Source organism: uncultured Phyllobacterium sp., from assembly GCF_902479695.1.
Lineage (GTDB): Bacteria > Pseudomonadota > Alphaproteobacteria > Rhizobiales > Rhizobiaceae > Phyllobacterium > Phyllobacterium calauticae.
The window spans coordinates 59,216-71,059 of record NZ_CABSQF010000019.1 but is presented as its reverse complement, the minus strand read 5'-3'; the positions used below and the strand labels follow the sequence as shown (position 1 = coordinate 71,059).

The window sequence follows — 11,844 nt, the reverse complement described above, 5'->3', positions numbered from 1 at the left end:
GCTCAGGTGATGGACAGATTACCTGACCCTGATTTTCAAAGCTTGCTAATTGAGCCCATCAACCTAGAAAACGCCGCCAACGGCGGGCAGGAATTTCGGAGGAGTTGCCCATGTGGTCGCACCATAAATTGAAGCGGATCGTCGCGGTTTCAGCAACGCTCTCGCTGGCTTTCGCAGGCGCGGCGTTTGCCGCGGAAGGCGGGGCAGGCTTCTACCTTCTTGGTTCACGCGGCCCTGCCGCCGGCGCGCTTCCGCCTCCTGGAATCTATTTCCAGAATGACCTTTATATATATTCCGGAAGCCTCGGCGGCGGCCGTGGCTTTCCGACAGGCGGCAAGGTCGTCGGTGATATCGATGCGACAGCAGTTGTTGAACTGCCCACTGGCATATGGGTGACGCCCTGGGAGATCTTGGGTGGAAATTTTGGCCTTTCGGCAACTGTGCCTGTTGGATACAAGGACGTGTCTGCAAAGCTTGATATTGTCAGTCCGCGATTTGGCACCGCGATCCAACGGGGCCAGTCTGACGACATATTCACTGTTGGCGACCCCGTTATCAGCGGAATGATCGGATGGCACCATGGTAACTTCCATTGGCAAACAGGCGTCATGGTCAATGTTCCGATCGGCGATTATCACGATGGCGCGCTGGCAAATCTCTCGTTCAACCACTGGGGGGCGGACGTCTATGCCGCGGCATCCTGGATAGATCCCACGTCGGGAATCGACATCTCCGGCGCGATAGGCGTTACATTCAACGCTGAAAACCCTGCAACGAATTATCGTACGGGCGACGAGCTTCACATTGAATGGGCAGTTTCCAAAACCTTCTCGCCGAAGTTCTCCGCAGGTTTGATCGGATATTATTATGACCAGATATCAGGCGATAGCGGCGCGGGTGCGGTACTTGGCGGCTTTGAAGGGCGTGTCGCGGCCATCGGCGCAACCGTGGGATACAATTTCGAGGTCGGAGAAACACCGGTTGCGGCGCGGTTGAAATATTTCCATGAATTTGCGGCGGACAATCGGGCAGAAGGCGATGCAGGATATATCACTTTCTCCATACCGATTGGTCAACACAAGCCGAAAACCCAGCTGGCTGCTTCCGAATAAGAGGGACGCTCGCTTTGCAACCGGGTTCGGGACACATCGGCGGCGGCGTGTCCTGAGCCCGGTGTTATCCCCCGGCGGCGAAGCGCCTGGACCGGCGCTGCTTCAAGGGTGCCGGGCGGAAGCAAAGCTTCCGTTATGCCGCTGGAAATATGGCGGCAGAAATCAGTTCCAAACTTCGATCTTCGAGATTTTATCGTCTGGGGTCATTGTCAATTTGTATTGGGCAAACCTTGTCTTGTCGTCACATGTTACCAGCACAATCGTCGGGCCTGCTGCCGACAGGACGTGATCGATTCTTGCGTCGCTGATCTGGTTGCACCAGAATCCTGCCGCCCGTATTGCGCGCGCTGTTTGGCGCTCAAGTATGCGCACCTGCAATGACTGCGCGGCAGCAACGTCTGTCAGAGCGACGAGAAGACAAAGGCCCTGGGCTATACGTTTCATCCGTTACCTCGCATAAGTTACTGATAAGAAGATGCTTTGAGCACTCCGGCAATGCAACAATGTAACTGTAACAACTTTGACGTGGCCTCTGATTTATCCCAACAATCCAGACAGAATTGGTTCGCGCGTTCCGCCGGGCCAATGTTTGATCCCGATGACCTAGAACGACCTGTGCGTCCGTAACTTTCCACGTATTACCTTGGGGGCGTGCCGTTCTGAGCCGATGGGCATCAAGCCAGGGATGTGGCGCAGTTGGGGGCGGCAATGGTCGGTTCAGGTGTATATCCGTTTTTGCAAATGGCGAAGGCAGTTGCGGCAACTGTCCGGGGCGCACGGCCGGAGTGGTCGTGATGCGCATCATTGCAATTCAAAGGACTGCCATCCATCTCTGTCTGGTCGTCGGATTGATGTTCGCCGCATGGTTTGCCTCCGGGTCGAACAGTGCCGCACAGCCCGCGGCGGCGGCAATGCCGCCTGAAAAGGTCCAGCAACTGATCAAATTGCTCGACGATCCGGAAATCCGTGCATGGCTTGCCACCAAACCGAAGACAGTGCCTGCGCCTGCCATCGATGGCGCTCCAAGCGGTTTTACCCTTTGGACCAATGGCATACGTGAACATCTTCGTGCGGTGATTCATGCCGTTCCGGCTCTCCCCGGCGATCTGCTGAATGCAGGCAGAATCCTGGCTGCCAAGGTCAGCGAATACGGATTCTGGTCAGCAGTGTTTTTGCTTCTGATACCCATTTTCTGCGGGATGGGCCTGGAGGTTCTTTTCAGGAAATGGGTAAAAAATACAGCCGGATTGATCTCAAACCAGCCGCCGGATGACAAGGTGATCTTTCACGAAGACTTGGCACAGGCGGCCTTCGTAAAAATTGCCCCGATTGCTGTTTTCAGCATTGTGAGCTTCGGCGTTTTTCTGATCCTGGCGTTGCCGCCTCTGTTCAATGCTCTCGTCATCCCGCTTTTGCTAGCGCTGATCGGATGCCGGACGATCATTTGCCTGAGCGAACTCCTGCTAGCGCCTGGCAAAGGCGAGGCCCACATCCGGCTTATCCCGATGGAGGATATCTCTGCCCGGTTCTGGAGCCGTCGCATCAGCACTTTTACGATCATATTGTTCGCTGGATGGGCTGCAGCCGGCGTTCTGACGGCACTGGCGATACCGGCAGACACAAAGAGCGTGATCGTCTATTGCATTGGTATCGGATTGCTGGCCGTGGCGGTGGAAGCCGTTTGGCATCGCCCCGGGCTTCGTCGCGACGCCAGGGATATGGGCACGGGAGGCTGGCTGCTCGTCGCTTCCTTCTGCATTTTGTGGTTCTTCTGGATCGCCGGCATGAATATTCTGCTGTGGCTCGGCATCTACGCGATAGTCCTGCCCGGCATATTGAGGGCGACCAGTGCAATCGTTAAAACCGTGTTTGACCAGTATCGTGCGGATGAGAGCAAACCGGTTTTCGAAGTTTTGGTCGATCGCGGTGCGCGAGCCCTCATCATAACACTCGCCGTAATTTGGCTCGCCATGGTCGTGCGCCTGCATCCGACAGTTCTGACCGAAGATGCCGCGGCCAGCAAAGCGATCCGCGGCGTCCTCAGCGGTGTTATTATTCTCCTTGTTGCGGACATGCTGTGGCACGTCGCCAAAAGCTCCATAAACCATCGGCTTGAGAGGGCCCGGCAAGCGAGCGGCGATGCCGCGGAACTGGCGCGCAGCGGCAGACTGCTGACCCTATTGCCGATCCTGCGCAATTTCCTCGCGGTACTCATCGCGGTTATTGCCATCATGATGGTGCTCTCGGGGCTCGGTGTCGAGGTCGGTCCGCTGATTGCCGGTGCAGGAATTTTTGGTGTTGCAATAGGTTTCGGCTCCCAAACGCTCGTCAAGGATGTCATCAGCGGCGTGTTCTACATGATGGACGATGCGTTTCGCGTCGGCGAATATATCCAGAGCGGGAGCTATAAGGGCACCGTAGAGTCCTTCAGCATCCGTTCGGTCAAGCTGCGCCATCACCGTGGCCCGATCTTCACGGTTCCGTTCGGCATGCTTGGTGCCGTCCAGAACATGAGCCGCGACTGGGTCATCGACAAGTTCCTGATTTCAGTCAGCTACAACACCGACATTGCGCAGGTCAAAAAGGTGGTCAAGACCGTGGGCGCGACGCTCCTGGAAGATCCGGAATTTGGTCCGCAAATCATCGAGACGGTGAAGATGAAGGGCGTCGAGGCGTTCGGCGACTACGGCATTAATCTGAGCTTCGCCATGATGACCAAACCCGGGCATCAATCAACCATCAGGCGACGGGCTTACGCCATGATACGCGATGCATTTACGGCGACCGGCATCGAATTTGCCTCGCCGACCGTGCAGGTTGCGGGTGACGATCATTCAGGCAGTGTCGCCGCTGCGGCCACGAACGACGCGATCCACCGCAAGAAGGCAGCGGATGCCGCGAAAGCCGGGGAAAGTTGAACCAAGGTCAATGAATTCTGATGAGGGCGGTGTAGCAATGGCATTCAGCAACGCATTGAACCGGCTTGTTCTGGGTCTCATCGGGATCGCTTGTTTGTCCATCGCCGCGCCGGCCCTGGCCGACTCAAAGTTCCTCTCAAGCCACATTCTTGATCTGGACGGGATGAAGCAGAGGCGGCTCATTCGAATTCTTGTCCCTTACAGCAAGACGATTTATTTCATTGATCAGGGCAAACAGTATGGCACTGCAGTCGAGTTTGGCACTGCGCTTGAGACGGCGCTCAATGCCGGAGCCAAGAGAGAGCTCGATCGCGTGCGCATCGCGTTCATCCCGGTTGGCCGCAACGAACTGATCCATGCGTTGAATGACGGACTGGGTGACGTGGTGATGGCAAACCTCACAATAACACCGGCCCGACTGGAGCAGGTCGATTTCACCGTTCCCGTTTACGACAAAGCAAGCGAAATTCTGGTGATGGGACCTTCTGCCGAAAGCGTCGTCGATCTCGATGATCTTTCGGGCAGACAGGTCGCCGTGCGGGAGACAAGCAGCTATTTCGAGCATCTTTCAAAACTGAATGCCGATTTGAAATCGCGGGGAAAGACCGAGATAAGCATTCGGATTATGGACGAAAATCTCGAGGATGAAGATCTTCTTGAAATGGTGAACGCGGATCTTCTGTCCTACACCGTCGTCGACAAATACAAGGCCGCAATCTGGTCGTCTATTTTCAAGGATATTGTCGCTCGTCCGGATATCGAAATTTCCGGCAACGGCCAGATCGCCTGGGCGATCCGCAAGAACAGTCCATTGTTGAAGAAAGAGCTCGACCGTTTCGTAGCGACGCATCGCGTCGGAACAACCTTTGGCAATGTTCTGAAAAATACGTATTTTAAAAGCGATAAAATTCTTCAGCGCGCTTACTCAAGCGACGATGTCGAAAAATTCAAGCAACTTGTCACACTCTTTCGCAAGCATGGAACGACCTATTCCTTCGATTACCTGATGCTGATGGCGCAGGGCTACCAGGAATCCAAGCTCGACCAATCGAAACGCAGTCCGCGCGGCGCAGTCGGTATCATGCAACTGCTCCCCGCCACCGCAAGGGATAGGGTCGTTGCCATTGCTGACATTGATAAGGACGAAGACCGCAACATCGAAGCCGGTTCGAAATATTTGCGTTATCTTATGGATACCTATCTGGACGAACCGGGGCTGAATGCGCGTGAACGCGAATTGCTTGCCTTTGCCGCCTATAACGCCGGCCCGGGAAACCTGAAGAAGTTTAGGAAGAGGGCGGTAGACCTTGGTCTTAATCCGAATATCTGGTTCGGCAATGTCGAGAATTCGGCCGCGGACATTGTTGGCCGGGAAACGGTGCAATATGTCGGCAACATCTACAAATATTACGTTGCCTACACGATGCTGGCGGAGCGGCTCCAGGAAAACGCTGATGCCGTGAGTTCCGGCAAAAAGGGTGGCTAGACCATAACGTTTTTCAAAGCAGCAGCCGATAGAACGGGCCGGGGAGAAAGGGGGAGGATGGCGGCGCGTCCCCCGTTGCGGGTTCGGTGGGTGGCCTAAATAGCCCCGCCCGGGGGCCGGCGTTTTTTTTTGCTTTTTTTAAGGAATTTTACCGGTTTTGCCCGGGGCGTGTTTTGGCCCTCCAAGAATGTTGGGCGGCTTCCTTACGGTTGCCGCGGCGCCCTGGCCGACGACTTAGACCCCTCCGGCTATCACCGCCGTTACACCTTGACCGAGTGATACGTTGGAATCGGTAAGGGTCTGTCCGGTTACCAGGCGCTGGCCGATCAACTGCACGATCTGCGGGCTTTCTGCGAATTTGCCATGGTTGAGGCTGTCTCCGCCCTTGACCTTCGTCAGGTCGATAACCGTAATTCCGGCTTGTTCGAGTTTGCTGCGGTAGGGCTCGTCGGCGGGATTGATGGCCCCGAGCCGTTGCACGTCACCCGAGATGAAGCGGGAGGCTGCGAGCGCACGGTCGTCCTGGGAGACGAATATCGTGAATTTCGGTCGCTTTTCGCCCATTTCCGTCCATTGGCGCGCGAAGACATCGACATCGATATCCGGTGAAGCCAGGATCACGTTGTCGATCTTTGGGGCAACGCGGCCGTCACGGATAGCCATCTGTCGCAAGGACTCCATGGCCAGCCATGTCCCCATCGAGTGAGCCATGACGGTGATGTCTTTGACGTTCGGATCATTGGCAAGCGTGCGCAATGTTTGCTCGAAAGCCACTCTCGAATAATTGGTGCTTTCCTTGTCGTAATTGTAATCGAAGAGACTGGCCCTGGACGGCCAGGTGAAGAGGATCGGTGTCACCTTGGCGCCCGAGTCATGGATAATCTGGGCAAAACGAAAGACCGAATCCTCATAGCGGTTGTTGAATCCATGCACGAAGACCAGCGCGTGCCCGCCGACGACATGCGCCCGGAACCATGTTCGGCCCTGATCGACGGATTTGAGCTGCTGGACACGCGTAACGGCAAAATCCGTGTCGGGGTTGGGCGGCAGTTTCTTGGGCCATTGAACCGTGCCAGCCTTGCGTTTGCTGTCCGATGGGATCGAAACCGAGATATCCGTCAGATAGGGATGCGGACTGCGCTCTCCGGTAAACAGTGTGGCGGGATCGTCGGATGGGACCCGGCTGGTCACGACAAGCATGTCCACCTTCGAACCGCCGGTTTTGTTGGAAACTGCGACAGGAGACATGACACCCTTGGGGTGGCCGGCACATCCTCCCAATGCAACCACGCACGCCAGCAGGATCGGCAGACGGGATGACAATGGCATCAGGCCAGTTGCGGCGCGCTGTCCTATTGGGCGCGCGTCGTTCGGCAGATTGTTTCGCCCGGAAGACGCATGGTTGAATAGAGGGTTTGGCATCGGGTGTTTCCTCGAGAACCTGTGGCGCACCCGGAAGGGCATGCCTGAATTCATGCCTCAATGAGCCGGTTTCGTATCGCAAAGCGGACAAGCGCTGCCGTGGACTTGGCATCCAGTTTACGCATGGCGGCAGAGCGGTGGCTTTCAACTGTCTTTTCGCTCAGTCCAAGGATCGCTGCCGTCTCCTTGTTGCTGTGTCCTTCGGCAATGAGCTTGACGACTGCCGTTTCCCGCGACGTCAGGATGCTCGGCGATGCATCAGATTTTGCGAGGTAAGAGGATACGAGTATGTCCGAGACCGCCTTGGTGAAGAACGGTTGGCGATGTTCCAGCGCCTCCACCGCCTGGATCAGATGGCGGGTGGCATCCGACTTCAGCAAATATCCCCGAACGCCCGCTTCAAGAATGTTGCGCAGCAAAGCTTCATTGTCGTGCTGGGTAAAGATAAGGATTTCGGTTTTAGGGTTGTGGGCGCGGATCTGACGGGCAGCTTCGACGCCATTGATATACGGCAAAGCATAATCCAGGATGGCAATTTCGGGGTCGGTAACACGAGCCTGCTCAACCGCATCGCGTCCGTTCTCAGCCTCGGCAACGATTTCCCAGCGCTCCCGCGTAGAGAGAATGGCTCTGACGCCTTGCCGAACGATCTCATGGTCGTCCGCGATGAGAATCCGTGTCATAACCACTCCCCGGTTGACGTCTCGTCCGCAAGTTCAGTTTGCCGATCTGGAACAAGCTTGCGGATTACCTCAGCCCTACATCGGAAACTGAAATTCGGCAAAAATTAACAGTTACGTACTTACGGCAACAGAGCCGTTGAACGCTAATGCTCCCCAATAACCAATGGGAGCGCTGCGCACAATGCAACGGTCAATCACACGGAACCGCACTGTAGCATCATCATTGCACAGGTGTGCCGATTCGTGTCGCGAGGTTGCCGTCGCCGATCGATATCAACGCCTGGACTCCGAACACAATTCATTGAGGAGAAGCAAGTATGTCACTATATCCAAAGGCGATGGCCATCGCAGCTTCGGCGATTTTGCTGTTCTGTGGCGGCATCACGCCCGTATGGTCTCAGGCACAAACGGCTGCGGCCCCGCCTGCCGCCGCGGTCGCTGAAGCACCCAAGCTGCTTTCGAACACCGAACTGCAAACGCTTGTCGCACGCATTGCGCTTTATCCGGATGACCTGGTGGCTCTGGTGCTGTCCGCTGCGCTCAATCCGCTGCAAATCGTGCAGGCCGAGCGCTTCCTCGAAGAAGCCAAGTCCAAGCCAGATCAAAAGCCGGATAAGTCTTGGGATGGCAGCATCGTCTCGCTGCTCAATTACCCGACCGTTGTCAAAATGATGAATGACGACCTGAACTGGACCCAGCAACTCGGGACTGCCGTGGTAGACCAGCAGAAGGATGTCCTCGTTGCCGTACAGCAGCTGAGGGACAAGGCGGTTTCCCAAGGGGTGATCAAGTCCAATGACAAGATCATCGTGGAAAAGCAGAAGAGCAACGTTGTCATCCGTCCTGTCAAAAAGGAGGTGACCTACGTTCCGGAGTACGATCCGATTATCCTGACGAGCCCGACTTACGTCGCAGCGGCGCCAATCGTCTACGGCAGCCCGTATCCGTCCTATTACTACCCATATGCGCCTTACTGGGCAGGTTTCGTTACCGGTGTTGCCTTTGGCGCTGCCGTGGACTGGAACAACTGGCATTCGTGGGGAGGGAATGACGTCAATGTGAATGTCAACAATTTCAACCGCAATGATTTCCACTTTGACAAGAACAATATCAGCAACCTCAACTTTGACAGCGGCAAATTCAATTTCGACCGAAATTCCATCACCAACAATATCCGTCAGAACAACGGAAACCGCCTCGATCTGAAGGGCGGCGACCACATCGGAAATACGTCGGGTTTCGTCGGCGCCGGCTCAAGAATTGGCAGTGCGGACGTTCGTCGCGACGTGCAGAGCGGCCTGAAGGAACGGGTTGGCGGAAACGTTGCAAATGACCGTGCGAACCGGGCGGCCACGCGGCCTGCCAACAACAATATCGCCCGTCCCAACCCGGCCAAAGGCAATATTGCCGGCAACACCCGGCCCAGGCAAACAATTGCGGCTCGCGCCGACCATCGCCCAAGACAGCCAAGTGCATTCGGCAATTATGCTCCGGGCCATGAAGTCAGGCAATTCTCCCAGCGTGGCAATTTCAGCCGTAACTTCGGCGGCGGCGACAGGATTGGCGCGGGTGGTGGAGGCGTGAGGCATGGATTTGGCGGCGGCGGTCGTTTCCATCGCCGTTGACCATGAAGAACCATCGCAGTTTCCTTTGAAGGATTTTGAAAAATGTCCAGACACGTTCTGAAAGCACTTTTTGCATCAACGCTCATCTCAATGGCTGTACCATCGTTCGCAGCCGAACCGTCATTGCAACGCTTTGTCGGCGCTGAACCCTTGACCTTCAAGGACGCCGGCGAAGCGGTGGATGCCCTCAAGAAGGATCTTGAGACAAAGGATGTCGGCGCACTGGCAAAATTGCTGGGTCTTAACCCGGAAGAGGCAAAGAAATCGGACGATTTCGACGCACGCCTGACTGAACTTCAGCAGGCATCCAAGGAACAAACCGCAATGGAAGACCGCGAGGACGGCGGCAAGGAAGTGGTCCTGGGAAATCTCGCCTGGCCATTCCCGTTTCCCTTGGTGAAGCACGATAGCGGCTGGCAGTTTGATACGCTTGCGGGCCTTGAGGAGGTCCTGGCGCGTCGTATCGGCGAAAACGAGCTCGAGGCAATCGACATATGCCGCAACGAAATCCTCGCGCAGGCGGCCTATGCACAAGTGGACCACGAGGGCGATGGCGTGCTCGAGTTCGCCCAGAAAATTATAAGCGACGAAGGCAAGCAAAACGGGCTCTATTGGAAATCGGCTGGAGGCGAAGAGAGCCCTGCCGGCAATCTGGGGGATGCCGCCAAAATCGAAGCCAGTGCTGGTTCGGACCACGGTTATTTCGGGTATCGATTCCGAATCCTCACGTCGCAAGGCAGCAACATTGCCGGCGGGAAGTACAGTTTCGTTATCAACGGCCACATGATTGCGGGACATGCCATGATTGCTTCACCGGCGGTCTATGGCGAGACCGGGATCATGACCTTTGTCGTCAGTCACCACGGTACTGTTTATCAAAAGGACCTTGGTCCGGACACCGCGAAGATAGTCAAAACAATAACCTCATTCAATCCTGACAAAACATGGGAGCCTGTTGAGGACTGATCGTGGGTCCGCGGGATATCCAGGGCAGATATTAACTGTCGCGAGGCAACACACAATCAGAGCCGGGTGGAGCGAGCATGGTTCCACCCGGCTCTGATTGTGTATGCCTCCCGATGACAAACCGTTCGCCTGAGAAGCAAAGGCTTAACAGGAACGGTGGAATCCGGAAATGTCGGCTTTTAAGCTCCTTACATGCTGCACTTGTGATAGGTGACATACATGTTGTCGCCAAACGGGTCGAAGCGCTGAAATTCTTCGGGGCCGACGATTTTAAAAGTAGCCGTGACATCGCTCTGGATCATTGAATCGGTGCATGAAAGCCGAGCGGACAAACGGTCTTTTTGCTTGCGCACGCTTTGGGTGGTGCATATCGCCATCGGCCCGGATACCTTGCTCCCGACGATCAGCAAGCCGGTTGTTGTTGAGGCGCCGCGGTCCTTGAACTCAATCTTTTTGCCGACTTTCTTGAACGTATCAGCGCAGTCGGTGCCGTTCATGGTCCACGCACCTTGCAATTCCTTCATCGAAGCCGCGATTACGCCGGATGTTAAACCAAGGCCTATCAGTCCGCTCAAGAGAAGGATTTTTCCGGTTTTGCCTGACATCGAAGTTCTCCATGTTCATTTCGTCTGAAGACTAGGACAACGGCAACCCAACGAAAACACGGTCCGCTCGAATATACAGATTCGATACGGTAAATGTGCCGATGGCCGATGGCGATAAGCCGACCTCAAGCGATCATCGGATCAATGTCATCTTCGCGTCGTCCATGCGAACCAGACGGCGACAACGGCAAGGACAATTGCCAGGAAGCGGCGGATGAAACGCTCGCGGGATGGCTCGTTCAGGATCGCGCCCAGCGAGCCGGCGAGTATCACGATGGCGCAGTGAATTGCCGTTGCGACCAAGAGGTAAATGGTTGTGAGCACCAAGGTTTGGCCGAGCGTGGGTGAGACGCCGTCGAGGAAGGTTGGTGAGACGGCAATGTATCAGCGACGTTGCGGCGAACGAAAATAATGTGCTTACGGGCAGTTCGTCCAATGCCAAGCCGCTCATCACGTGTTGCCATGGCTCGCGTTTCGAGATTGCAATCCGCTGCGCTTCTCGAGCAATTTGCGCCAGAGGCCGCCCTCGAATGCCGAACTGATCTCTCGTGATGCGAGATAGGGGATCAGGACAAGCAGCATGATGAAGCTGGTGGCGAATATCTGGGGTGCCTTGCCAAGAAGGTCGGAAAGCGATGCGGCTATTGTCCTTCCATGGATGAGCCCCACGACAACCTCCTCGAGAATCGAGAGCGCGATCAGCAGCGCCAGATAGAGCAGGGCCTTGGAGGCAATGACATTGATGATCCGGCGATCGCTGTAACGATCGCCCAGATGGACGGCGTGCCCCAGCAGGATGAACTTGGCCAACAGCAAGGCCTTGAGGGCAGGGAGCCCGAACGGCCAGAACCCATCACCGGAATTGCCTACGATTGTGATCTTGTAGAGGATGATGGCACTCAGGCAAACGTAGAGATAAACAGCAAGAACGGCGAATTGCAGCAAGTCGCTCTTCAGTCGGGTGATAATCAAACTGGCGCTGATTGGCATGGTGGCCTCCTGATCGAAACCGGTTACCGTCGGATTG

Annotated in this window: 11 protein-coding genes; 5 read left to right on the top strand and 6 right to left on the bottom strand. The window is 55.7% G+C overall.

Annotation, left to right across the window (positions count from 1 at the left end):
- Positions 1–110: 110 nt before the first annotated feature.
- Positions 111–1,112 (top strand): transporter, encoded by a 1,002-nt coding sequence (locus RDL77_RS13465; RefSeq protein WP_288193277.1) that lies wholly within the window; start codon positions 111–113, stop codon positions 1,110–1,112.
- Between the two features lie 162 nt (positions 1,113–1,274).
- Here RDL77_RS13465 and RDL77_RS13460 read toward each other — a convergent pair whose 3' ends face one another.
- On the bottom strand, positions 1,275–1,556 hold the full coding sequence (locus tag RDL77_RS13460; protein WP_288193276.1) for a hypothetical protein: 282 nt from the start codon (positions 1,554–1,556) through the stop codon (positions 1,275–1,277).
- Between the two features lie 500 nt (positions 1,557–2,056).
- Between RDL77_RS13460 and RDL77_RS13455 the strand changes: the two genes are divergently transcribed.
- Together RDL77_RS13455 and RDL77_RS13450 are read left to right on the top strand one after the other, a co-directional pair.
- Entirely contained in the window at positions 2,057–4,030 is a 1,974-nt protein-coding gene (locus RDL77_RS13455) for a mechanosensitive ion channel family protein (RefSeq protein WP_288193275.1), read from the top strand.
- The gene (locus RDL77_RS13450; protein ID WP_288193274.1) at positions 4,005–5,516 is read left to right on the top strand and encodes a lytic transglycosylase F; all 1,512 of its coding nucleotides are present in this window, start codon (positions 4,005–4,007) and stop codon (positions 5,514–5,516) included. Before RDL77_RS13455 ends, RDL77_RS13450 begins: the two co-directional genes overlap by 26 nt.
- Before the next feature lie 234 nt (positions 5,517–5,750).
- On the opposite strand, the gene RDL77_RS13445 is transcribed toward RDL77_RS13450, so the two are convergent.
- Together RDL77_RS13445 and RDL77_RS13440 are read right to left on the bottom strand one after the other, a co-directional pair.
- The gene (locus RDL77_RS13445) at positions 5,751–6,845 is read right to left on the bottom strand and encodes an alpha/beta hydrolase (protein WP_288193308.1); all 1,095 of its coding nucleotides are present in this window, start codon (positions 6,843–6,845) and stop codon (positions 5,751–5,753) included.
- Positions 6,846–6,988: 143 nt separating this feature from the next.
- A complete protein-coding gene (locus RDL77_RS13440) occupies positions 6,989–7,621 on the bottom strand; it encodes a response regulator transcription factor (protein WP_288193273.1) in 633 nt (210 codons plus the stop codon).
- A gap of 317 nt (positions 7,622–7,938) precedes the next feature.
- Here RDL77_RS13440 and RDL77_RS13435 point away from each other — a divergent pair, with 317 nt between their 5' ends.
- Complete coding sequence (locus tag RDL77_RS13435) at positions 7,939–9,246, top strand: DUF3300 domain-containing protein (RefSeq protein WP_288193272.1); 1,308 nt, start codon at positions 7,939–7,941, stop codon at positions 9,244–9,246.
- Between the two features lie 42 nt (positions 9,247–9,288).
- A complete protein-coding gene (locus tag RDL77_RS13430) occupies positions 9,289–10,212 on the top strand; it encodes a DUF2950 domain-containing protein (RefSeq protein WP_288193271.1) in 924 nt (307 codons plus the stop codon).
- A gap of 188 nt (positions 10,213–10,400) precedes the next feature.
- Here RDL77_RS13430 and RDL77_RS13425 read toward each other — a convergent pair whose 3' ends face one another.
- From RDL77_RS13425 to RDL77_RS13415, 3 genes are all read right to left on the bottom strand, one after another.
- Positions 10,401–10,817 carry a hypothetical protein gene (locus RDL77_RS13425; RefSeq protein WP_223616054.1) on the bottom strand — a complete coding sequence of 139 codons (417 nt, stop codon included), beginning with the start codon at positions 10,815–10,817 and terminating at the stop codon, positions 10,401–10,403.
- 147 nt (positions 10,818–10,964) lie between these two features.
- On the bottom strand, positions 10,965–11,141 hold the full coding sequence (locus tag RDL77_RS13420; protein WP_288193270.1) for a hypothetical protein: 177 nt from the start codon (positions 11,139–11,141) through the stop codon (positions 10,965–10,967).
- Positions 11,142–11,267: 126 nt separating this feature from the next.
- Entirely contained in the window at positions 11,268–11,807 is a 540-nt protein-coding gene (locus RDL77_RS13415) for a hypothetical protein (protein ID WP_288193269.1), read from the bottom strand.
- Positions 11,808–11,844 lie beyond the last annotated feature (37 nt).

Bases quoted from the DNA above. Each gene is read 5' to 3' on its own strand.
- RDL77_RS13435 (WP_288193272.1), top strand. From the start codon at position 7,939: ATGTCACTATATCCAAAGGCGATGGCCATCGCAGCTTCGGCGATTTTG.
- RDL77_RS13430 (WP_288193271.1), top strand. From the start codon at position 9,289: ATGTCCAGACACGTTCTGAAAGCACTTTTTGCATCAACGCTCATCTCA.
- RDL77_RS13445 (WP_288193308.1), bottom strand. From the start codon at position 6,845: ATGCCATTGTCATCCCGTCTGCCGATCCTGCTGGCGTGCGTGGTTGCA.
- RDL77_RS13460 (WP_288193276.1), bottom strand. From the start codon at position 1,556: ATGAAACGTATAGCCCAGGGCCTTTGTCTTCTCGTCGCTCTGACAGAC.
- RDL77_RS13465 (WP_288193277.1), top strand. From the start codon at position 111: ATGTGGTCGCACCATAAATTGAAGCGGATCGTCGCGGTTTCAGCAACG.
- RDL77_RS13440 (WP_288193273.1), bottom strand. From the start codon at position 7,621: ATGACACGGATTCTCATCGCGGACGACCATGAGATCGTTCGGCAAGGC.
- RDL77_RS13415 (WP_288193269.1), bottom strand. From the start codon at position 11,807: ATGCCAATCAGCGCCAGTTTGATTATCACCCGACTGAAGAGCGACTTG.
- RDL77_RS13450 (WP_288193274.1), top strand. From the start codon at position 4,005: ATGCCGCGAAAGCCGGGGAAAGTTGAACCAAGGTCAATGAATTCTGAT.
- RDL77_RS13425 (WP_223616054.1), bottom strand. From the start codon at position 10,817: ATGTCAGGCAAAACCGGAAAAATCCTTCTCTTGAGCGGACTGATAGGC.